The organism is Desulfatiglans sp. (genome assembly GCA_012513605.1).
Classification (GTDB): Bacteria; Desulfobacterota; DSM-4660; order Desulfatiglandales; family HGW-15; genus JAAZBV01.
The window spans coordinates 32,374-54,310 of sequence record JAAZBV010000075.1; the positions used below are offsets into that span (position 1 = coordinate 32,374).

The window sequence follows — 21,937 nt, forward strand, 5'->3', positions numbered from 1 at the left end:
ATCTATAAAGTACCCTGTTAAAGGGTTTATTTTAACCCTGATATTACCTGGTTGATTAACCCATGGTCTATCTTTGCATTATCAGGATTCAGTGCGCCAATAATATATTTCCCTGATACTGAGATCAACATCTTCCCCTGATACTGATCATCAACTTCATGTATGCCATCCTTTATGAGATCCTTTTTTATATTTGCGGCTTTCATGTATTCGTTCAAGGCCTTTTCAAGGGCAGCCCTGTCAGGTGTTTCAATAATAAACAGTTTGTAGGATTTTGCATCTGTGTCCTGATATTCAGCAGTAAATGCCTTTGTAAAAAAGGAATAGCCCAGGAAATCCTTTGGTATGTACTCCTCCCTGTTTGCCACCTTTGCCTTTACCGGAAATACAGTAATCATTGCAGGCGGGGCTGTCTCTTCTTTAAGTAACCCTGATACCTTTTTAGCTGTAGATGTGAGGTGTTCCCTGTCTTTTGCGCCAAGGTTATATCCAGCTACCTTCACATAGTATCTGCCCTGGTAAAAATTGAGGTATCCTTCCATGTAGGCGGCCTGCGTCCCGATATCAAGGTATTCGCATTCATATGGCCTTTCCTGGCTAAAAATGCCAAAGCTGTTGTTGACTGTCTGCTGGTCATATATCTCAACAGTGATGGTGTTTTCATCCTTATCTTTATACTGCTGGAGGTTAAGACCGTTGAAATCATACATGAGGTAAAGCTCTGCAGCACCGTTAATATATTCAAAAAGGTTATCGGGCCTGTAACTTACAACCTCATTTGATCTGGTAAAACCCGCTATATCAGGAAAATGGGATTTATTACCAGGCTTTTCCCCTGACGCGCAGGAGAGGGCCAGGGAGATGACAACGAACAACATAACTGAAAATCTTTTAATGGACATAATTACTCCGGGGTTTACAGGTTAATCATAAGACATAGGTATAACCGTAAGGATTAATATTGATAATGCTTTTAACATTTTTAAGCCCGGGATTCAATAAATAGTGATGGTCATAACTTTTATTCCGGTGAATAGACCCACCTGTAGTTGATTGGTCTCAGGTGGCTTGAATCAGGTCTTGGATGCAGAAACTCATCAATTACCTTCAGCCAGTTATAGGCCGGTTTGATCTTCCTGATCTTTCCATCCTCAGGTGGCCTTGAATATTCTGTGTAGTCATACACTGCCTCTGAGACACCCACATAATAGCCCCTGCCCGGGAAGAGATATGCATTTTTAAATCTATCTACATCCATTTTTTCCTTTGCTGCAAGGGCTGTTATATGGGCATCAGTAAGCTGAATCAGGAAAAATTTAGAGACCCCCCTCTCTGAATATTTGACCATTGTCCTTGATTCGGAACTCGATATATATATGGTGCTTATAACTGAAAGCCTCTTAAGAAGCTGTGATGCAATCAGGGCGGCTGTCCGTCTGCCCCCTGCGCTGTAGTGGGATCCATAATATTCAAACAGTTTATTCTGTATAACCCGTGCATATTCATCTCCATTTTCATATAGATTGCCCTGGATATATCTCAGGTGTTTTGCCAGGTCCTCTGCTGCATCTGTTATGGGCCAGTCTATCTTTACATGAAAATGGGTAAGGGCATACCTGTTTTTCTTTTTCACGGTCGGGTCCTGCTGAATAAGGAGGGCATAATCTATGGATGAAAGCTCCTCAATAAAATCAAGAAAGGGTTTGTTATCAAAATATTTGATATTATTATTGAAATTTTTATGCAGTATAAAATTTGGCAGATCATCCAGATTCCTTTTTATGACTTTATTTTCAGGAAAGAAGCGGATATAATTCTTTAGCGACGGGTCAACAACCCCTTCGCAGAAAATTATTATAAATGTGTTGAAGAGTTCCGACTCCTTTTCCATCTTTTTGGATTTTGGCCTTAACTCGCTTTTGTCTACAAAGCTGTATTCAACATCATTTTTCAGGTAGTTATTGAAAGAATCAATAAGCGATATCTTAATTAACCGCAGCTCAAGTGAATCTCTCATTATCTCATATAATGATCTCCTGAGTTTTTCGTAGTAATTAAGGCGTTCCCTGTAGAGCCACATAATAATTTTCTTTAAATAAGTAAATTGTGATATAAAAAACTATGCTAAAATATATTTAAATAAGGTTAATGTCAAATGAAAATAGAAAAATATGAGTTAATAATGCAAAAACAATCCTCCGTTTATACCATAAATGGGGGGAATATATGAAAAAAGTATTTCAAAAGGCAGGGGTTATCGGGGCAGGTGTTATGGGCGTTAATCTTGCTGCACTACTTGTAAACTGCGGAATTGATACCTGCCTGCTTGATCTTGTGCCCCCTGCCTCTGATGAAAATAGAGATATTGCAGATAGCGCATACAGAAACAGCGTTGTGACAAGGGGGCTGGAGCGTGCAAAAAAGCTGAATCCCCCGCCATTCCTGAAGCCGGAATATGCAGAGAATGTCAGGGTTGGCAATATTGAGGATGATATTGCCCTGTTGAGCGATGCTGATATTGTTGTTGAGGCTGTAACAGAGGATATAGCTGTAAAAAGGGGTGTTTATAAAAGGATAGAGGGGGTGCTTAAACCGGGCGCTATTGTTACATCAAATACCTCTGGTATCCCTGCATCAAGATTGTGCGAAGGGTTTTCTCCATTATTTAGAAAACATTTTTCGGTTACCCATTTTTTCAATCCCCCGAGATTAATGAAACTTGTGGAGATTATACCGGGGCCTGAAACGCTTCCTGAGGTTACAGGTATGCTGGCGGAATTCTGTGAAGGGCGACTGGGGAAGAGTGTGGTTTTTGCAGGCGATACACACAATTTTACAGCAAACCGTATTGCCATGTTTACTACCCTTAATAATGTCAGGGTTATGTTAGAGCTGGGTCTATCTTTTGAGGCCATTGATGAGCTTACCGGCACGGTTATAGGTTTTGCAAAGAGTGCTACATTAAGGACAACAGATATTGTCGGGGTTGATACGCTCATTCATGCGGCAGAAAATGTCTTTGATAATCTGCCTCTTGATGAGAGGCGTGACCTGTTTGCTGTGCCCGATTTAATCAGGCGTATGGTTGATAAGAGGTTGTTAGGGGATAAAACAGGGAGTGGCTTTTATAAAAAGGTCATTCACGATGATGGCACAAGACAGATACTTGTGCTGGATACAGAGAATATGACATACAGGGCAATGATGCCGGTCAGGTTTGACTCCCTCACGGCATCAAAAAGATTCCCTGATATTTCTTCAAGGATAATGACTCTTTATTATGCATCAGACACGGCAGGCATCTTTACCTTCAGGACAAGGAGTGATGAATTTATATATGCAGCTAACCGGATACCTGAAATAGCGGGCGACATAATTACCATTGATAATGCCCTTAAATGGGGGTTTAACCGTGAAATGGGTCCATTTGAGATGTGGGATGCAGTGGGGCCGGAACGGTCGGCAGCGCTGATGGAGGCACACGGTTACAAAATACCTTTATGGGTTAAACGCATGCTGGAAAAGGGTGTTAAAACCTTCTACACCGCTGATAATGGTAAAAGGTATCATTATGATCCTGCAACAGGCGATTACAGGGAAGATGCCAAAAAAAGATTAACCTGTGACAGAAGAAATGGTGTAATTAAGTTGATTGAGAAATTATTATAAAAATAATAGAATGCTAAATCATGATTGACAAGTAGCTAATAAATAAATATAAAAGACGATTTTTTATTTATCAAATTTTGATCAGAGGTAATAGATGAAAGAGGATATACAGAAGATTAGAAATATCGGGATCAGTGCGCACATTGATTCAGGTAAAACAACCCTCACTGAGAGGATATTATATTATACAAAGAGGATTTTCACTGTCCATGAGGTTAAGGGTAAAGATGGAGTCGGGGCTACAATGGACTCTATGGAGCTTGAAAGGGAGCGGGGTATAACCATATCTTCCGCTGCTACATACTGCGAATGGAACAGGCACAAGATCAACATTATTGATACGCCCGGCCATGTGGATTTTACCATTGAAGTTGAAAGGGCACTAAGGGTTCTGGATGGTTCCATACTCGTATTATGTGCGGTAGGCGGTGTTCAGTCACAGACCATAACCGTTGACAGGCAGATGAACAGGTACAAGGTCCCAAGGCTTGCATTCATCAATAAGTGTGACAGGTCAGGTGCAGACCCCTTCAGGGTCTTAAAACAGATGAAAGAGAAGCTTAACCTGAATGCGGTTCTCATGCAGATACCTATCGGGCTTGAGAGTGAACTTGTTGGCGTTGTGGATCTTGTTTCCATGAAGGCCATGTATTTTGAAGGCAATTTTGGTGATGACATCAGGATTGAAGATATTCCGAATGACCTCCTGGCTGAAGCGGAAAAAAGAAGAGAAGATCTGCTGGACGCTGCCTCCATGTATTCAGATGACCTTATGGAAGCTGTGCTTGAAGGCAAAGCTGACGATAATATGATTATCGATGCGATCAGAAAGGGTACGCTCGCAAGGGATTTAACGCCAGTATTTGTCGGGTCGGCTTATAAAAATGTTGGTGTTCAGGTTCTTCTGGATGGTGTAACAAGGTATCTGCCTTCACCGACTGAAGTTGAGAATAAAGCCCTTGACCTTGATGACAGCGAAAAGGAGATTGTTCTTGAATCAAATCCCGATGCCCCGCTTGTTGCCCTTGCATTTAAGCTTGAGGTTACACCCTATGGCCAGCTTACCTACCTGAGGATTTATCAGGGGTCAGTCAGTAAGGGTGATGATCTGGTTAATACAAGAGATAGAAAAAAACTCAAGGTTGGTAGACTTGCAAGGATGCATGCCGATGAGATGGAGGATATAACAATCGCCAGGGCAGGTGATATAGTTACCCTTTTCGGTGTGGACTGTTATTCCGGGGACACCTTTACAGACGGCAGCATAAGGTATTCAATGACCTCTATTTATGTGCCTGAACCGGTAATATCCCTGAGTATAACTCCCAAGGATAACAAGGCAAGGATCAACATGTCAAAGGCCCTTAACCGGTTTACCAAGGAAGACCCCACATTCAGGTGCAGGGTCGATGAAGAGTCCAGCCAGACAATCATTTCCGGTATGGGTGAACTGCATCTTGATATTTATGTGGAGAGGATGAAAAGGGAATTCAGCGCTGAGGTGGAAACAGGCATGCCGCAGGTAGCATATCGTGAGGCAATATCCACAAAGTCCGAATTCAACTATATCCACAAGAAGCAGACAGGCGGCTCAGGCCAGTACGGCAGGGTGGCGGGTTTTATGGAGCCATCTGAAAATGAGAGTTATGAGTTTGTTAACGCCATAAAGGGCGGTGTAATCCCCACAGAATACATACCGGCAATTGACAAGGGTTTTAAACAGTGTCTTCACAAAGGGCGCCTCATTGGCTTCCCGGTAATAGGCATGAAAATAACCATAAACGACGGCCAGTATCATGCTGTTGACTCATCTGAACTGGCATTTTCACAGGCTGCTGTCGGTGCATTCAACCAGGCATACAGCAAGGCAAAACCCATAATCCTTGAACCAATCATGAAAGTCTCTGTTGAGTGCCCTTCAGAATACCAGGGGAATGTAATGTCGTCTATTAACCAGAGAAGGGGCATGATTATAAGCTCAACCGAAGATGGCGTGTTTTCCACTATTGACTCCGAGGTGCCGCTCTCAGAGATGTTTGGTTATGCAACTATTTTGCGCTCTCTCACCCAGGGAAAGGCTGAGTTTACAATGGAATTCAGCCGGTATTCAAAGGTGCCTGAGGCAATATCAGAGGATCTTAAAAAACAGTATGCCGAAAAGGCAAGAGGAGGGAAATAATTATGAATGATTTTATTAAGGTCAGTCCTTTAAAACTGCTTGAGATGTCTTCTGGTGACGGTCTTGGCAAGGGGAACCTTGGTGTCCTGATGGCCAGGGCCGGTGTAGGCAAAACCGCGTGCCTGATCCATATCGCATTTGATATGCTTTTTAAAAAGAAGAGGCTTGTGCATGTTTCACTTGAGGATACCCCTGAAAAGGTTAAGTCATATTATCAGGTTATTTTCTCTGATCTCATAAAGGCCCTTGGCACAAATGATGACACAGAAGGGCGTATGCTTTTTGAAAGAAACAGGATGATACTTGCCTACCTGCATAAGAGTTTTGAGATAAAACGGCTCAGGGCAAACCTTGAAAACCTTAAGAGCCAGATAGACTTTGTTCCTGACATTCTTATTGTTGACGGGCTTGATTTTGAAAAGGTTGATGCTGAAATTATGCAGGAATTTAAAAAGGTTGCTGAGGATTTTGATGTAGAGATATGGTTTTCAGCCCTTTCTCACAGGCATATCACTGAGAAGAATGAAAAGGGGACACCCTATCCATGCAGCAGGGTTGATGAATTTTTAAGCGTTATAATCCAGCTTGAGACCGGTGAATCAGGCATCCTATTAAAGCTTGTCAAGGATCATGATTATAAGCTCAGCGTCGATTCATCCATTCGTCTTGATCCCAATACATTTCTTGCCACTACCTAATTGATTTTTAATTTATACCGTGTTTATATTAACCCTGCTTTTAAAAAAGCGGGGTTTCTTTTTTCATATCGATAACATTTATTATTTTAGGGTTATAAACGATTGCCAGTCATTAAAGAGAAAAATATCCTTAAAACTATTGTAAGCAGGCGAATGCTTGTTTCGCTTATCATGGGATTTTCATGCGGTGTTCCTCTTCTTTTGACTATGGGCGTTATGCAGGCATGGATGAAGGATGAAAATATCGACCTTACACTGATTGGCCTTGTAAATCTCGTACAGGTTCCCTATACATGGAAATTCATCTGGGCGCCAATAGTTGACAGGTACCGCCTTCCGCTCCTGGGAAGAAGGAGGGGGTGGCTCCTGATATCACAGGTGTGCCTGATGCTCTCCATTATCGGGCTTGGTTTTTCAAATCCTGGTAATAAGCTGATCCTGATGATGTTTACAGCAATGCTTGTGGCCTTTTTCAGCGCCACTCAGGATATTGTTGTTGATGCATACAGAAGAGAGGATCTTCCTGATGAAGAGCTTGGACTCGGGTCATCTCTCTATATGTCAGGCTACCGGTTTGGAAACATGCTTGCATCAGGCGGGGGTCTTATCATGGCCGACTACATGTCATGGCCGGCAGTCTATTCTATTATGGCGCTCTGTATGCTTATCGGCATCATTACAACCCTTTTTACCCCTGAACCAGAAACTGCCGCTGGAACACCGACCACATTAAAGGCTGCGGTTATTGATCCCTTTGTTGAGTATTTTAAACGCAGCGGGGCCATATGGATGCTTGCCTTCATCCTCCTCTACAAGGTTGGAGACATGATGGCGAGCGCTATAACAACACCATTTTACATGGATATAGGTTTTTCCAAGACAGAAATAGGTACGGTGGTAAAACTTTTTGGCGTATGGGCAATAATTGCCGGTGCTATTATCGGCGGCACAACCATTGTAAAGCTTGGTATTAACAGGAGTCTCTGGATATTCGGTTTTCTGCAGGCCATCTCAACTGCGGGTTTTGCAATACTGGCAAGGGTCGGGCACAATATATTTGCACTTTCAGGGGTTATTGCCTTTGAAAACCTGTCAATGGGTATGGGTACAGCGGCTTTTCTGGCCTTTATGGCCTATATTACAGATAAAAGGTTTACAGCCACCCAGTATGCCCTTCTCTCAAGCCTTATGGCTGTACCCCGTGTTATTATCTCTGCACCAACCGGTTACCTTGCAAAGGTCATGGGCTGGGAATCATTTTTTATCTTATGCACCCTGATTGCTATCCCGGGGATGCTCCTGCTCCTGAAATTTGCCCCATGGAATGAAGATAAATAGAGAAGCAGCCTTTTAAAAACCCTTTACCTGATCCATTGTTTCGATACTCCTGAAACGCTTATATTCAGCTCCTTTCACCGGGTAATCCCATGTTCCGGCCCTGTGAACAATATATCCGCCAAAACCCGATTTAAATCTGTACATCCCGTAAAATGGATGTTTGGGATCATTCGAAGGAGGAATTGCGCCCATATCATAAGTAAGGCACCCCCTTGATTTGGCGAGAAGAATTGCATCCCACTGAACAGCATATGAGGCCATCAGGTTCCGTTTATGATTTGCAGATGCCCCAAACAGATAGGTTGCTGTTGTGCCTGAGATGGCCACTATGGCCCCTGCAAGTATGTCACCTTCATGTTCAGCTAAAAGAAAGTAGATCTCAGGTGAGTGCGGGTCACAATCAAGGGCCATAAACAGGGCATAAAATTTGTTGTAATCACATACAGTAAACCTGTTTCTTTCAGCCGTCTGTCTATAGAGTTCATAAAATTCTGCGAGCTTTAATATGGATGCCTTAAAAACCCTTACCCCCTTTCTTTTTGAAAGACCTGTATTATATCTGGTTTTGCTTTTCATCCTGGCATAGATCCGCTCTGTATCCTCTGTGAGGTCTACAAGTACTGTATCAGCTACTGTCAGATCAAATGCAGCCTTTCTGATGTTCCACCTTGTTGTCCCATAGTTCATCCTCAGTTCGCGGAGTCTTGATTCAGGGCGGTTAATAAAAACATTCTCTGACGAATGGTTGCCTTCCTGCTCATAATATTGGTCAGACCATGGAAGATCATATCGTATAAAGGCTGTTTCAGTGCCCAGGTGCCTTAATAATTTCTCTGACAGCTCTTCCAGAAACAGGCCATATTTTTCCGGTTCAGGGCCATGCTCAGGCCCCTGCGGGATATAGGCGGCAGATATATTGCTGCCTATATCCTTTGTGAGAACAAGGATATCCCCGAACCTGTCACGGAGGGCAAGATCAAAGGCTAGGGGCCTCCACCCCAGCCATTTTTTTACCTGACCCCAGTAACCTGTCTGATAGAGTATATCAGTGGGGATAAGTTCATTTGATCTTTTTGGTATTAATTCTATATTCATGGCATAAGCATCCTTTTAATCAGCCTTAGCTATTATGCACGTTTCATAACATTAAGCTTTTCCATAAAAATACCGACTGATCATTTTTTTTTCTTTTTCCCATTTAATGTTTCAGGGCGTTGGATGACACTGTCAATCTTCAACCGTTTTTTGCATAATGGCACTCTCCATTCAACTATGTCACCAACCCTGTAACCCAGGACTGCTGAGCCGACCGGCGCCAGTATGGAGATTTTTTTGTCATCAAGGTCTGCATTCTCAGGGAATACTAGTGCAAATGTCATCTGCTGTTTTGAATCAAGGTCAATAACAGTTACCTCGGAATTCATGATCACAACATCATCAGGCACATCGATATCATCCACAATATCTGCCCTGTCCAGGTCATCCAGGAGCCTTTCAATGTTTTCCCTCTGCTGGCTGTTTTTCTGGAGTGCTGCATCCAGAACAGGTTCAAGTCTCTCTATGTCTTTTTCAGTGATATATATTTTGTTTTCCATTTTTCAGTTCTGCGCCTCCGGTTTATTGAACATTAAATATTATAAAAAAAATCTTTGCTGCCTGTTTGCTCTTTCACAGAAATAAAATCCAAAAGAGACCTCAAATCTTCAGCCACGATTGGTCTTACCATATAATACAGTATGCCCCTTTTTCGTATCCGGGATTCCATTTCCCTTGAGTTCTTACCTGTCATTGCCACTATCAGGGAGTCAGCAGAACTCTCTTTTAATTTTGAAATCAGGTCCTCTCCCTTTATGTCAGGAAGATTGATCTCCATAATAACAAGGTCACAGGGCTTTTTTTTAAAGGCTTTTAATGCATCATTGCCACTGATGCAGCGTAATACCTCGTATCCCCATCCTGTAAGCAGTTCGCCGACTGAAATACCGGGAGAGTCATCATTTTCAACAACAAGTATCTTCATCTTTAAAACCTGCCTTTACGCTTTATATGAGCAGACAAAACATCCATTTTCCCGGTTTAAAAGAAATATGCAGGCATAAAAGTTATATTCCTCTCACCTGTATGTGAGTGTATTGTCGCATATGCATATAAAGGAGAGCAATTTGTATGCCTGACCTCTTTAAAGCACCTAACTACTTGATATGACGTGTAATAATGACAAAACCGAAATGGGACGGGCATGTTGACATTATAAAAAAGGGCGATATGGCCCGTTTAACAGGTTATGTTTATATAACTAATTGAATTAATAATAAAAGATAATATGGGCGTAATAGCCCTAAATGGGCTATATTAGCTCGTACCTTTTTATTTTTCTAAAGAGAGCCCTTCTGGAGATACCGAGCGACTGTGCGGAGATGCTCCTGTTCCACTGATTTTGCTCAAGGATCTTTTTTATGGTGTTTTTTTCAATCTCTTCCAGGGTCTCCCCGGCCATATTATAGCTTTTGTCCTCAATTGCCTGAGCAGTGTCGGCACTCTTCGTGAAATCCCAGCGGCCAACACTCAGATAGCGCCGTATTACATTCTGCAATTCCCTGATATTCCCGGGCCATGCATAATTCACCATTGAGTCCATTACCTTTGAAGGGATGGCCGGTTTTTTTCCACCCACTGTGAATAGTGTAAGAAAGTGGTCAACCAGTAGAGGGATATCCTCCAGCCTATCTCTTAAAGGCGGCAGTTTTATCGGGATAACATGAATGCGGTAAAAAAAATCTTCGCGCATATCACCTTTTTTAATAAGCTCTGTAAGGTTTCTATTGGTGGCAGCAATAACGCGGAAGTTGGATTTTTTAGACCGGTTGCTGCCGACAGGCATATAGTCTTTACCATCAATGGCGCGTAAAAGTTTGATCTGCATATTGAGGGAGAGTTCTCCCAGTTCATCAAGGAAAAGTGTGCCATGGTCTGCAATATCAAGATATCCCATTTTATCGGAATAGGCCCCTGTAAACGAACCTTTTTTGTGGCCGAAGAATTCGCTCTCAAGAAGGTTTTCCGGTATTGCGCCGCAGTTGACAGTAACAAACTCCTTTTCATGTCTGGAACTCAAATCGTGGATAGCCCTTGCTACCAACTCTTTTCCTGTCCCTGATTCACCAAGTATGGTCACGTTATTGTCTGTTGCAGAGGCCTTTAGTATTAGTTCATACACCCCCTGCATGGCAAGGCTTTTACCGATGATATCCCTGAATCTGTAACGCTCCTTCATGGATGATCTCAGATGGATATTTTCCTGCCTCAGTGCCTCCGCCTCCTCTTTTATTGATTTCTCGCGGTTCATCCTCTCTGTGCAATCCCGTACTGTGATAAGGATGGCCCTCTTTCCCTTGAACCATATTGAAACCCGCTCTCCCTCTATCCAGAATTCCTTTCCATCTGCTGTAACACACCTGGTGGCAAATTTTTTTTCAATATCTGAGTAGCCGGCATCAGATATAAATATATTTTTATCAAACCGGATAACCCCTTTTTTAACAATATCACTGATATTATCCGGTTTCAGATTCTTTTTTACCGCAAGGCCAAACAATTCAATAAAGGCAGTGTTTGCAAAAATTATTTTCTCTCCACGCACAAGGGCCAACCCGTCACTTATGTGCTGGGCAGTGATCCGATAGAGCTCCTCGCTCTCCTGCAATGATTTCTCAGCCAGTTTTGTCATAACTATTTTACTGATCTTTTCCGCTATTACCTCAGCCAGTTTTACCTCTTCCCTGATAAAGGGGCCATGAAAAGAGGGCGGCTTCTCTTCATAATAGTATATTTCAAGGATTCCTTTTTCTTTTTGACCGGCGGCAAATTCCTTTGAAAGCCTCCACTCGGTCTCTGTAAAACTGGCGCTCATATAGTGGCGTTTTCCCAGGATGATCCTGGCGCAGGTGATCTCAGGGTACTGCCAGGCAGCAGGGATGGCATTGACTGTACCCTGAAGCACATCATCAAGCTTTGTCCCCGGCTTTTCAAACAGCTCGGAGATATTATACAGGCAGTTCAACTCCTTGACCCTCTCCTCAAGGTGATATGATACCCTGTTGAGTATATCTTTATTTTTCCCTTCCTTTTTTGTCTTTAAATTCTTTTTTTCCATAGTGCCTTAATGAATGAACAGTCTGCATAAAATATTTTTTTCTCTTATACCAGAATGGCTTTAAAAGTGAAATGAGTAAAAACATATGTTCGGTTGCATAATTAAGCTTATAATGTTAAACCTCTAATACCTGAACAGGGGAATTCCATATGAAAGGTGAAATCTATGAGAACAGGTCGTAATGATTTCTGTCCATGCGGGAGCGGGTTAAAATATAAAAAATGCTGTCTGAAAAAGGATCCTTCAGGCCCAGAAGATCAAAAGAGCCTCTACTATAAAAAATACGGGATCAAGATAAAGACCGAGAAGGATATCGAGGCCATGAGGCTTGCTGGTAAGCTCGCTGTCGAGACCCTTGAGCTTGTAAAAGGATACATTAAGCCAGGCATGAAGACTGATGATATAAATACGCTTGTCCATGAATTTACCATTAAAAACGGGGCAATCTCTGCACCATTAAACTACAGAGGATATCCGAAAAGCGTATGTATCTCCATCAATGAGGTGATTTGCCACGGCATCCCCGGTGAAAGAAAGCTAACGGACGGTGATATAGTAAATATAGATGTAACCCCGATCTTAAACGGCTATTATGCGGATGCCAACATGACCTTTCTGGTTGGAAACGTCTCAGCAGACGCAAGAAAGATAGTCAATGTGGCAAGGGAGAGCCTTAAGGCAGGCATGACAATGATAAAACCCGGGAATGCTATCGGTGATATTGGCTGGGCAATTCAGCAGTATGCAGAACGGGAGGGCTGCTCGGTTGTCCGTGATTTTGTCGGGCATGGTGTGGGCATAGATTTTCATGAGGCGCCCCAGATACCCCATTACGGAAGAAAAGGGCAGGGGCTTAAGCTTTTACCGGGTATGACCTTTACGGTTGAGCCCATGATCAACCTGGGTAAAAAAGAGCTGCATATCCTCTCTGATAAATGGACCGCTGTAACTGATGACAATTCACTCTCTGCCCAGTTTGAGCAGACCTTTCTTGTGACAGAAGAGGGGTATGAAAGCCTTACCCCATTTGACCTTGATACCCCTTTTTAACAGGGCATCAAATGATTGAAAGATTAAGAGCCAGGGCCTTTGAGCTGGGCTTTATTGCCACAGGTTTTTCAAGACCTGTAAGGCCATTGTTTTTTGATGAATACAGGAGTTGGGCGAGCTCAGGCAGAAATGGCGGCATGCTGTGGATGCAAAGGAACATGGGGATTCGGGAAGACCCCACAAAGCTTTTAAGTGGTTGCAGAACAATAATCTCTCTTGCCTGCCCGTACCCTGCTGAAAAACCTGCAACCGAAGAGGGCTATACCCTAGCAAGGTACAGCACCCCGCTTCTGGATGACTACCACACACGTCTTAAGTCAAAATGCAGGGAGCTTTCCAAATATATTGAAGAGATTTATGAAGGTGCAGTATCAAGGATACTGGTTGATTCAGCCCCCATACTTGAGCGTAGTTATGCCTTTTCGGGCGGCATAGGCTTTATCGGCAAAAATAACATGCTAATTATCCCCGGTTATGGTTCATATTTTTATCTTGCAGAGATTCTTACCACCGCACTGGTTGATTTTCCTGCAACAGCCCCCAATGCAAACCTCTGCGGTTCATGCACTGCATGCATAGATGCCTGCCAAACAGGGGCGCTTAAAGGGGCAAATGATTTTAATTCATCACTCTGTCTCTCATATCTGACCATTGAATCCGAAGAGTTGATAAACCCTTCTATGGGAAAGTTGATGAACAGGTGTTTTTTAGGGTGCGATATTTGTCAGGAGGTTTGTCCATTTAATAAGAGCAAACCAGCTACAAAATGTATGCCTTCAGTTAAAAATTTTATGGATATGGCAGATGATGAATTTTTACAAATCTATGGAAAGACAGCCCTTTCACGGCCAGGGCTTAAAAGGATCAGGGCAAACATAAAGGCTCTTTGCGAATCGGGCTAAAGAAATGCAAGGTATTTTTCCAGCTCTTCATTCAGCTCCACAGTATCAGAATCATCTGTTGAAAGCTCAAATGAATCATAATTAGCAGGCTCTCTGTTCTGGATATCTATCTCACATTCAGGAAAAAGCACCCTCAGGCACTCTATAAGATTACTGTCCTGATCTGTCCCCCCTGACATTACAACGATCTTTTCCATTTTATTCCCCTTACCGGTAAGATTGTAATCTTTAAACAGTTAAGTAATCACCCTGAATATTGAGTTTGCAAATGGTATGCCTGATAGCCATTATTTTGCCGATAAAAGAATAATATTAAAAATCAAATAGATAGTGCACATCCAAAAACTGTCGTTTTTGGATTCGAGGAGTCAGCTGTCAGTATTCAGCTTTCAGGAAAAGGCTTTTAAACCAAAGAGTTAGTCGATCCCGCGCGGGGTGGGACTGAAAGCCTCATCCTGAACTTGTCTCTTTCTGGATAGACACTTGATAGTGGTTGTGGTGGAGTTTTTTTGAAAAATCAACACTTGACAGTCAAGATATTGACGTTGCTATTCTTGAACCGTCAGTAAGTGTCAAAATGCCGGGTTGAAGCAAGAGGAGGGGAGGATTATCTTTTTTTGCTCTCATTGTCCTCCGTGGTGAAAATTATATTACTTTAAAAATCTCTCTTGCTGTAACAAGCCTCATGATCTGGTTTGTGCCCGTGTATATCTGGATGAGCTTTGCATCCCTCATCATCCTTTCCACAGGGTAATCCTTCATATAGCCGTATCCTCCCAATATCTGAACCGCATCAGTGGTTACCCGCATGGCATTATCGGAGGCCATGTATTTGGCGATCGGGCATGACATTGCTATGCGGTTTTTATCATTTTTATCCAGGTCATATGCTGCCTGGTAGGTTAACAGCCTTGATGCCTCTGTCCCTGCCACCATATCCGCAAGCATAAACTGTATGGCCTCAAGCACTGCAATCGGTTTTCCAAACTGGATGCGCTCCTTTGTGTATCTGACTATCTCATCTATCGCCCCCTGGGCCAGCCCTACTGCCTGTGAGGCCGCAAGCATGCGGCCCACCTCAAAGGACTTCATCATGCATATAAAGCCCTCTCCCTCAAGACCCAGCCTGTTCTCAGGGGGGATTTCAAGTTCTTCAAAAAATATCTGTGTGTTAACGCAGCCCTTCATGCCCATTTTTTTTTCGTTTTTGCCGTAAACAATGCCCCTTGTATCTTTATCCACAATAAATGCGGTCATCCCCTTTGCCTTTTTATCAGGGTCTGTATAGGCAAAAAGGGTCATGAAATCAGCTACAGAGCCGTTTGTTATAAAACATTTCTGGCCGTTTACCCTGTAACCCTGATCATCTCTTACGGCCCTTGTCCTCATGGCCTGGATATCAGAGCCCGCATCAGGTTCAGTAGCAGCAAAACAGGCAAGCTTACCCTGAACTGCCATTGAGAGATATTTCTTTTTCTGCTCCTCATTTCCAAGAAGCATTATGGGAGACAGCCCGTCTGCCTGGGCTATAAGGAGGAGTGCTGCTGAGGCGCTTGCCTTTGAGATCTCCTCAAGGATCATGGAAAATAAAAGGCGGCTTGCCCCGATTCCACCATACTCTTCAGGCACAAGGGGAGAAAGAAGACCATTTTCTGTAAAAAGCTCAACAAGCTGCCATGGAAACCCGTCGGTTTCATCTATCTCTGCAGCAATCGGTTTTATCTTTTCCCGAGTAATCCTTTTTACTGTTTCAAGTATGCTTTTTTCTTCATCATTCAGTATAAACATGTGAGGTTGCCTCCGGAGGTTTTTGATCTGCAAACCATTTGTTTTAAATGCCTTTTGCTGATAGTTTTCATCCAAAAGACCTCTTTTGGATGAAAACTTTATAACACAAAAAATTAGATTTTCAATTCACAATTATATTTTTGTTGCACCTGTTGTAAACATGGCCTCTATCTGTTATTCTTGAGATGAATACGGGAGAGATAATGAAGAGCATAGGAAGATTCCATTTAATAACAGATACAGTAATTCAAAGCAGGTTCTCCCATGTGGAGCTTGCCCGGATGGCTATTATGGGCGGGGCAGATACTATACAGTACCGTTCAAAGACAGGGTCAACCCGTGAGATGATAGATACAGCCATCAGGATAAAGGCTCTGTGTGCAGGGGCAGGCATACCTCTTATTATAAACGACAGGGTAGATGTGGCCATTGCATCAGGTGCTGATGGCGTTCACCTTGGTGATGATGATTTTCCTATACCACTTGCGCGAAAACTCCTTGGCCCCGATGCAATTATAGGGGGGTCAGCAGGTAATATTAATGACGCATTAAGGTGCCTTAACGATGGTGCAGATTATATCGGGTCAGGGCCAGTGTATGGCACAAAGACAAAATCGGATGCCGGAGATGCAATTGGGGTAGAGACCATAAGGATCATTGCAGAAAAGATACATCTCCCTGTTGTTGCTATAGGCGGTATTACTGTGAATGATGTGCATGAACTTTTTACAGCAGGTGCTCACGGTGTTGCTGTTATTTCTGCGGTGTGTTTAAGCGATGAACCTGAGAGAGAGGCACGCAGGATTCGAAACCTTCTGGGTCTTTGATTAATATGAGCTTTCAACATTAAATAACCAATGTTAAATTGAATGTAGTTTATGTTGTATTTTATTAATTTTTGTTTTCCATTGGGAGTTGGACGTTCGATTTTGGGCTTTCAATTTTGCTGAATATTTTTAGGTGAAGTAATATGACATTAAAGGTATCAGATATTGGCGAATTTGAACTTATTGATCGCATTCGGCGGATAATAGACGGGGCAGGTTATAAACCAGGTCTATTGATACACGGTATCGGTGACGATGCAGCTGTGTTTACCCCTGAACCTGGCTTTGAAATGGTTGTTACATGCGATTCTATGGTAGAGGGTCGCCATTATCTTAAGGCGCATATGACTGCCATTGAGGTCGGCAGGCGTGCAATGGTCATGAACATAAGCGATATAGGTGCAATGGGTGGGATACCCCTTTATGCCCTTGTTACGCTGGGGCTTACATCTTTAGAAACAGTTCATGAGATCGAAGAGATATACAGGGGTTTCATACAGGAACTTGAGCCCTTTAATGCCTCCATTATCGGGGGGAATATCACAAAGACAGCAGGGAATACCTTTATTGACATTACCCTTATAGGTAAGGCAAACAGGGGGCATATCGCCCTGCGTTCAGGAGCGAAACCGGGCGATGCAATCATGGTAACAGGCTATCCAGGCAGTTCCGGTGCAGGTTATCGGCTTATAGTAGATGGTCTGGCTCAGTCTCTCGCAGACAAGACCTTAATGGATGCATACCTGCGGCCGGCGCACAGGGCAAGGGAAGGCCATGAACTCGCCGTTTCAGGCCTGATAAGCTCCATGATGGATGTGAGTGACGGTCTGCCTGGTGATCTTTACCATATCTGTGAAACCAGTTCAATCGGGGCAGAGTTATGGGAAGAAATGCTTCCGGTATCAAATGCCCTCAACGAGACATCCGCCATGTATAAAATATCACCTGTTGATTTTATACTTGCACCAAGCGATGATTACGAGCTGCTATTTACCTGTGTGCCACAAAACATAGAGAAGCTGGAAAGGATACTTGCTGAATTTGGCTGCCCTGTAACACACATAGGCGATATAGTCCCAATAGCCCAGGGCATGACTTTGATCAAAAAAAATGGCAAGAGAAAGCCTCTTAATAAAAAGGGCTGGGATCATTTCACAACAGTGTAAAAAGATAAGTTATCACGCAAAGCCACAAAGAACACCAAGAAAAACAGTTTTATTTTAAGTCGTTACCTTCTCACTCCCTTACCGGACAATTGAAAAACCTATCCTTAATGACTCAGTGCGTTCTTTATAATTAATCAGGCTTTCCGCAAGGGAGTAGCTGTATTGTATATGAAAAAAAAGATCAAAATTATTTTTAAGCAGTCTGGCAATAGGATAGCTTAAATTGGTCTGAACTGATGTGCCCTTATCAGCAAATCGCAGATAGGTGGAGCTTACTAACCCGCGCGCCTCGCCAAACTTTATTTCAAACTCGACATTACCGCGGTAATCGGGAAGGTCATGATTGCTGCTTTTACTGTTATTGAAATATGTGAATAGTCTGGGGCTGAACTGCAACCCAAGACCTGAATCTGATTCGTAAAAGATAAACACAGGCTTAAAATAGACAGTATTGGTGCTGCGTGAGGAGTCTCCATCCCTGCCATTTGATTCATGCTGGAAGCCACCCTGGAAAAAAAGCCCCTTCAGCCATGAAGGGCGATTCGGCCAGTTGCGGGTCAGGTAAAGTACCTCAGGCTTGTAGCTGGTATCTTCAAAGGGCGCTGAATCGGAAGACAGGTCCCAGAATGATGTCTGGGTGTAGGCAAAATTTAGTCCGCTCACCCATGGATATTTCTGAGACAATGATCCGGCAGGGTTAAATGGACGGTATTTCATGCTGATCTGAAATTTGCTTTCTGACGGGTCTGTGCCGACCAGAAAATACATTGGCTCATAGACTGAAAAGTTTACCACATAGGGCTGATACAGTGAAAAAAGGCTCTCCATAGAAGGGTAATAATCATTGAGTGCCTTTGATGCAGGTTCAGCAAGTGTATCTTCTTTTACATATTTTTCATCAAGTATATTCACCATCAATACTGTTTCAGGTGAACCGGCCAGTGAGATTTCCTGCAAACCATGATAGAGTTCTGGCAGTGCAGCATTGTATGGTTTTGTGACAAATTCTTTAGGTCGTAAGATCACCGTTGAAGAGCTGTCTGTTTCAATCGCTGTTACCAATACTGACGCCCCGTCAGATGATTTGATACGCATGGAAAGGCTCTCCGGGATGGTAAATTCAAAAGATTCATCTCCTTCATTATAAAAGTATACCTTTACCTGAACAGTATCTCCTGCCCTGATATTCAGTTCAGGAAAACGCAGCATGGCGCTTACCCTACCGTAAACGCTGGCACTGCCAGTCAGTAGTAATAGAAATAATACTATGTGAATACTGGAAAAATTATGTAATATATTTCGGATCATAATTAACCTCGATTTTATTAATAGTTTTCAGACCTACATAATTTACAGACCTGAGTCAAGAATAAGCTTGTCAAATTTATCTGTAGTCTTTTATCGCCTTTAGCAAAAATTAAACGCTGACTGCCTTCCCTGTAATTATCTAAAGCATTGACTTAAAATTATATTATCTTATAATAGAACCATTCATAAACTTTAATAAACATTTTAAACCCTAAACCTGTTTAATATTAATCTCAATTCTCAACCTGTTCTCATAGCTCCTGATAATGTAAAGAGGATTTTACCCGGGACTAATTTTATTGCGTATGAATCTTTAATTTTATTTTTGTTTTCCATAAGTTTTTTTTCCGAAATGGGGCAACCCGTTTATACCAAATCGTTTTTAAAAAGGTAGAGTCAGGTTGTACATAATATAAACCTTAAAAAGAGGAGATACATCATGACCGGAAGTACTTACAAGATAATAGAATTGGTAGGGACAAGCGAAAAATCATGGGAAGAGGCAGCAAAAACAGCGATTGAAACAGCGGGAGAATCATTAAAAGAATTGAGGATAGCAGAAGTTACAAAACTTGATATGACAGTCGAAAATGGAAAGATAAAGACCTACAGGGCAAGGGTAAATCTCTCATTCAAGTATCAAAAATAATTGGTAGAAGGTTAATATCCTGAGTCAGATAATTTAAAGATAGGGCTTTGAAGCAGTTAGAGAGCAAGAGACTGTTAAGTGTAAATAGGGATGCTCTTTAGTGAAAAAATAGAGCATCCCCCAATACACTCGACCTGATTACGCCTGTTTCCGCGTCATTTTGCACCCGTTTTCCGCTTTTAAGGAAGCTGTGAATCATTATGCTTCACCTGTACATATGGTATCATCTCAAGACAATAAACCTATTCCTGTATGCTTTTTAGACACCGGTTGCCTTTCTGATGTTGCTCGACATCCCTCATCCTTTTCGATATAATTACACAAAAAAATATTTCACTTTGTCAGGATGGCAGGAGGTAAAGCTAATGAAGAAAATATTACTTTTTTTGTTCGTTGGAGTGTTAGCGACTGCCATATGCGGATGCTCCGGCGACTCTGGTGATAAGAGTTCCAATATAGAAAACCCCGGCGGGCCAGGTAATGCTGACAGTGATACCGATAATGATACAGATACCGATGCCGACATTGATTCCGGTACTGTATGCAATTTCGGGGTTCCTGTTCTGGATAATCAACCTCCGCCTGCCTTTGACTATACTGAAGAGGTCGGCGGGGTCTCTTTTGATATGATATATATACCGGGCGGTACATTTACTTTAGGGTGCGTAGGCAGTAGCTGCCCGCCTGATTCGAACCCCGTGCCGGGCGTTACAGTCAGCAGCTATCATATTGCAAAAAACCAGGTGACTTTAGCTGTGTGGGAAGCCGTTATGGGCGAGAGTGTGGACGGAATGGTCAGTATAACCTGGTATGACGCTATGAGATTTGCCTGCGAGTTAAGCCATCAGACAGGCAGGGCGTACCGTATGATGACCGAGGCTGAGTTTGAATACGCTGCAAAAAATTATCTGAGCAGTCTGGATGATATAGGTGAAAACTCAATGTTCGGTGAAGAATGGGTATATAACACCTGGGAACTTTCGCATATGGGCGGGAGTGATCCTGTAGGGACTAATAGCGGAAAACATACTCAGAAAACAAGGCGCGATATTATGGGAAGTGTCGACAACATTACAGGGCGCCTCATCCGATCAATCGACGGCATAGGCCCGCAGTTGCGCCTGGTGGTCTCGAATGAGATGGCGTACCCGCCGGACTATGTTCCGCCGTGTGAACTCTGCCCCCCGGTCCCGCCAGAGGAACCTGAGAATTCTTACCGCGACCCGCGATGGATAACAGGCAGCAATGCGCATTGGAAGGAGGGGGCAATAAAGATAGGCAATTTTGATCTCAGGGTCTGGGAGGATGGTACCGCTGTATTAAATGGCGCCAGCGGTCAGTGGTTCACTTCAAATAACATCGCATTCGTGTTTATTCCGGTGTCAGGTTCTATCAAAAAATTCGCATATATCTGGCTGGATAAAACACAGGGGACGCTTATTTCCGACGCGGGTTTCAGCAGCGGCTACATCGGGAGGATAGAGAAGGAGTCGGCGATCGGCAGCAAACCTACTATATCCGGATTAAAGAGCGGAAAGGAATTGGCCGCAGAGGCGGGGGATGACTATATGATGGTCGACATGGAGAACATCCCTGCGTGGGCTAAAGAACAGGACCAGAGGTTGATTGACGGTCCTGGCCAGTGCTGGTTCCAGGACAACAGCAGCGTCGGTGGTTTGCACCACTACAGAAAGGATATAGACGCTGATGAATTCCGGTTCACTGTTAATCAGGGGCAAATGACAATGCTCGCCAACGGCAACTGGTTTACAGTAAATAACACATTTCTGCGAATTACGCACCCAGACGGGTACACAACCGATTATCTGTACACCTTATCCCCTGATGGATTCTTCTTTCACAACTCATACCAGGCGTATGAGCGCGCTGATTTCCGGTTGTTCCAGAAAAAATTTAACAGCGAAGTTTTTCCATCCAGTTGCGGAAACCACTGCGATGAAGAAATCCCAAAGGGTGAAGGACCCTCGATCTATTTTTATATAAATGGCGGCGAATCGACGTATGTACCGGCACAGTGTCCGGCGGAGGGTTGCTAATAAATATCTAAATGTTTGAAATTGGGTAGGGCTAAACTAAAAGGTATTAGCAGGAAAAAATTGATGCTGCAGGGTTTCACAGAAAACAGGACGAAGTCTGGATGCCTAAGTATCTCGTAGAAACGTTTCGCGCCGCCTATTTGTTGATATCTA

19 protein-coding genes are annotated in these 21,937 nt (G+C 43.0%); 10 read left to right on the forward strand and 9 right to left on the reverse strand.

Annotation, left to right across the window (positions count from 1 at the left end):
- Positions 1-26: 26 nt before the first annotated feature.
- Positions 27-902 carry a hypothetical protein gene (locus tag GX654_09390; GenBank protein ID NLD37070.1) on the reverse strand — a complete coding sequence of 292 codons (876 nt, stop codon included), beginning with the start codon at positions 900-902 and terminating at the stop codon, positions 27-29.
- Positions 903-1,021: 119 nt separating this feature from the next.
- Positions 1,022-2,080: a hypothetical protein gene (locus GX654_09395; GenBank protein ID NLD37071.1), complete on the reverse strand. Its 1,059-nt coding sequence runs from the start codon at positions 2,078-2,080 to the stop codon at positions 1,022-1,024.
- Positions 2,081-2,226: 146 nt separating this feature from the next.
- Here GX654_09395 and GX654_09400 point away from each other — a divergent pair, with 146 nt between their 5' ends.
- The 4 genes from GX654_09400 (at position 2,227) to GX654_09415 (ending at position 7,884) form a co-directional block, all read left to right on the forward strand.
- Positions 2,227-3,669 carry a hypothetical protein gene (locus GX654_09400; protein NLD37072.1) on the forward strand — a complete coding sequence of 481 codons (1,443 nt, stop codon included), beginning with the start codon at positions 2,227-2,229 and terminating at the stop codon, positions 3,667-3,669.
- A gap of 94 nt (positions 3,670-3,763) precedes the next feature.
- Complete coding sequence (locus tag GX654_09405) at positions 3,764-5,848, forward strand: elongation factor G (protein NLD37073.1); 2,085 nt, start codon at positions 3,764-3,766, stop codon at positions 5,846-5,848.
- Between the two features lie 2 nt (positions 5,849-5,850).
- Positions 5,851-6,546, forward strand: a complete 696-nt coding sequence (locus GX654_09410) for a hypothetical protein (protein ID NLD37074.1) — start codon at positions 5,851-5,853, stop codon at positions 6,544-6,546.
- 153 nt (positions 6,547-6,699) lie between these two features.
- The gene (locus tag GX654_09415) at positions 6,700-7,884 is read left to right on the forward strand and encodes an AmpG family muropeptide MFS transporter (GenBank protein ID NLD37075.1); all 1,185 of its coding nucleotides are present in this window, start codon (positions 6,700-6,702) and stop codon (positions 7,882-7,884) included.
- Between the two features lie 12 nt (positions 7,885-7,896).
- Here GX654_09415 and GX654_09420 read toward each other — a convergent pair whose 3' ends face one another.
- The 4 genes from GX654_09420 to GX654_09435 all read right to left on the reverse strand — a co-directional run bounded on the left by GX654_09420 (position 7,897) and on the right by GX654_09435 (position 12,037).
- The gene (locus GX654_09420; GenBank protein NLD37076.1) at positions 7,897-8,979 is read right to left on the reverse strand and encodes a peptidoglycan bridge formation glycyltransferase FemA/FemB family protein; all 1,083 of its coding nucleotides are present in this window, start codon (positions 8,977-8,979) and stop codon (positions 7,897-7,899) included.
- A gap of 80 nt (positions 8,980-9,059) precedes the next feature.
- Positions 9,060-9,479: a nucleoside diphosphate kinase regulator gene (gene rnk / locus GX654_09425; GenBank protein ID NLD37077.1), complete on the reverse strand. Its 420-nt coding sequence runs from the start codon at positions 9,477-9,479 to the stop codon at positions 9,060-9,062.
- 32 nt (positions 9,480-9,511) lie between these two features.
- Positions 9,512-9,904 (reverse strand): response regulator, encoded by a 393-nt coding sequence (locus tag GX654_09430; protein ID NLD37078.1) that lies wholly within the window; start codon positions 9,902-9,904, stop codon positions 9,512-9,514.
- Between the two features lie 327 nt (positions 9,905-10,231).
- A complete protein-coding gene (locus GX654_09435; GenBank protein NLD37079.1) occupies positions 10,232-12,037 on the reverse strand; it encodes a sigma 54-interacting transcriptional regulator in 1,806 nt (601 codons plus the stop codon).
- 165 nt (positions 12,038-12,202) lie between these two features.
- Between GX654_09435 and map the strand changes: the two genes are divergently transcribed.
- Positions 12,203-13,087 carry a type I methionyl aminopeptidase gene (gene map, locus GX654_09440; protein ID NLD37080.1) on the forward strand — a complete coding sequence of 295 codons (885 nt, stop codon included), beginning with the start codon at positions 12,203-12,205 and terminating at the stop codon, positions 13,085-13,087.
- 11 nt (positions 13,088-13,098) lie between these two features.
- Positions 13,099-13,989 (forward strand): tRNA epoxyqueuosine(34) reductase QueG, encoded by an 891-nt coding sequence (gene queG / locus GX654_09445; GenBank protein NLD37081.1) that lies wholly within the window; start codon positions 13,099-13,101, stop codon positions 13,987-13,989.
- Here the strand turns inward: queG and GX654_09450 are convergent.
- A complete protein-coding gene (locus GX654_09450; GenBank protein ID NLD37082.1) occupies positions 13,986-14,186 on the reverse strand; it encodes a hypothetical protein in 201 nt (66 codons plus the stop codon). The genes queG and GX654_09450 overlap by 4 nt on opposite strands.
- Positions 14,187-14,634: 448 nt before the next feature.
- The gene (locus GX654_09455; protein ID NLD37083.1) at positions 14,635-15,777 is read right to left on the reverse strand and encodes an acyl-CoA dehydrogenase; all 1,143 of its coding nucleotides are present in this window, start codon (positions 15,775-15,777) and stop codon (positions 14,635-14,637) included.
- Positions 15,778-15,980: 203 nt separating this feature from the next.
- On the opposite strand from GX654_09455, the gene thiE reads away from it, so the two are divergent.
- Complete coding sequence (thiE, locus tag GX654_09460) at positions 15,981-16,604, forward strand: thiamine phosphate synthase (protein ID NLD37084.1); 624 nt, start codon at positions 15,981-15,983, stop codon at positions 16,602-16,604.
- Between the two features lie 143 nt (positions 16,605-16,747).
- Positions 16,748-17,770, forward strand: coding sequence for a thiamine-phosphate kinase (thiL, locus tag GX654_09465; GenBank protein ID NLD37085.1), 1,023 nt, complete (start codon positions 16,748-16,750; stop codon positions 17,768-17,770).
- 78 nt (positions 17,771-17,848) lie between these two features.
- On the opposite strand, the gene GX654_09470 is transcribed toward thiL, so the two are convergent.
- Positions 17,849-19,078, reverse strand: a complete 1,230-nt coding sequence (locus GX654_09470; protein ID NLD37086.1) for a hypothetical protein — start codon at positions 19,076-19,078, stop codon at positions 17,849-17,851.
- A 439-nt stretch (positions 19,079-19,517) separates the two neighbouring features.
- Between GX654_09470 and GX654_09475 the strand changes: the two genes are divergently transcribed.
- Positions 19,518-19,727, forward strand: a complete 210-nt coding sequence (locus tag GX654_09475) for a dodecin domain-containing protein (GenBank protein NLD37087.1) — start codon at positions 19,518-19,520, stop codon at positions 19,725-19,727.
- Positions 19,728-20,092: 365 nt separating this feature from the next.
- Positions 20,093-21,784 carry an SUMF1/EgtB/PvdO family nonheme iron enzyme gene (locus GX654_09480; GenBank protein NLD37088.1) on the forward strand — a complete coding sequence of 564 codons (1,692 nt, stop codon included), beginning with the start codon at positions 20,093-20,095 and terminating at the stop codon, positions 21,782-21,784.
- The last annotated feature ends 153 nt before the right edge of the window (positions 21,785-21,937 follow it).

What these genes read in the sequence shown, in the direction of transcription:
- GX654_09390 (NLD37070.1), bottom strand. Translation starts at nt 902, where the DNA reads ATGTCCATTAAAAGATTTTCAGTTATGTTGTTCGTTGTCATCTCCCTG.
- GX654_09395 (NLD37071.1), bottom strand. Translation starts at nt 2,080, where the DNA reads ATGTGGCTCTACAGGGAACGCCTTAATTACTACGAAAAACTCAGGAGA.
- GX654_09400 (NLD37072.1), top strand. Translation starts at nt 2,227, where the DNA reads ATGAAAAAAGTATTTCAAAAGGCAGGGGTTATCGGGGCAGGTGTTATG.
- GX654_09405 (NLD37073.1), top strand. Translation starts at nt 3,764, where the DNA reads ATGAAAGAGGATATACAGAAGATTAGAAATATCGGGATCAGTGCGCAC.
- GX654_09410 (NLD37074.1), top strand. Translation starts at nt 5,851, where the DNA reads ATGAATGATTTTATTAAGGTCAGTCCTTTAAAACTGCTTGAGATGTCT.
- GX654_09415 (NLD37075.1), top strand. Translation starts at nt 6,700, where the DNA reads ATGCTTGTTTCGCTTATCATGGGATTTTCATGCGGTGTTCCTCTTCTT.
- GX654_09420 (NLD37076.1), bottom strand. Translation starts at nt 8,979, where the DNA reads ATGAATATAGAATTAATACCAAAAAGATCAAATGAACTTATCCCCACT.
- rnk (NLD37077.1), bottom strand. Translation starts at nt 9,479, where the DNA reads ATGGAAAACAAAATATATATCACTGAAAAAGACATAGAGAGACTTGAA.
- GX654_09430 (NLD37078.1), bottom strand. Translation starts at nt 9,904, where the DNA reads ATGAAGATACTTGTTGTTGAAAATGATGACTCTCCCGGTATTTCAGTC.
- GX654_09435 (NLD37079.1), bottom strand. Translation starts at nt 12,037, where the DNA reads ATGGAAAAAAAGAATTTAAAGACAAAAAAGGAAGGGAAAAATAAAGAT.
- map (NLD37080.1), top strand. Translation starts at nt 12,203, where the DNA reads ATGAGAACAGGTCGTAATGATTTCTGTCCATGCGGGAGCGGGTTAAAA.
- queG (NLD37081.1), top strand. Translation starts at nt 13,099, where the DNA reads ATGATTGAAAGATTAAGAGCCAGGGCCTTTGAGCTGGGCTTTATTGCC.
- GX654_09450 (NLD37082.1), bottom strand. Translation starts at nt 14,186, where the DNA reads ATGGAAAAGATCGTTGTAATGTCAGGGGGGACAGATCAGGACAGTAAT.
- GX654_09455 (NLD37083.1), bottom strand. Translation starts at nt 15,777, where the DNA reads ATGTTTATACTGAATGATGAAGAAAAAAGCATACTTGAAACAGTAAAA.
- thiE (NLD37084.1), top strand. Translation starts at nt 15,981, where the DNA reads ATGAAGAGCATAGGAAGATTCCATTTAATAACAGATACAGTAATTCAA.
- thiL (NLD37085.1), top strand. Translation starts at nt 16,748, where the DNA reads ATGACATTAAAGGTATCAGATATTGGCGAATTTGAACTTATTGATCGC.
- GX654_09470 (NLD37086.1), bottom strand. Translation starts at nt 19,078, where the DNA reads ATGATCCGAAATATATTACATAATTTTTCCAGTATTCACATAGTATTA.
- GX654_09475 (NLD37087.1), top strand. Translation starts at nt 19,518, where the DNA reads ATGACCGGAAGTACTTACAAGATAATAGAATTGGTAGGGACAAGCGAA.
- GX654_09480 (NLD37088.1), top strand. Translation starts at nt 20,093, where the DNA reads ATGAAGAAAATATTACTTTTTTTGTTCGTTGGAGTGTTAGCGACTGCC.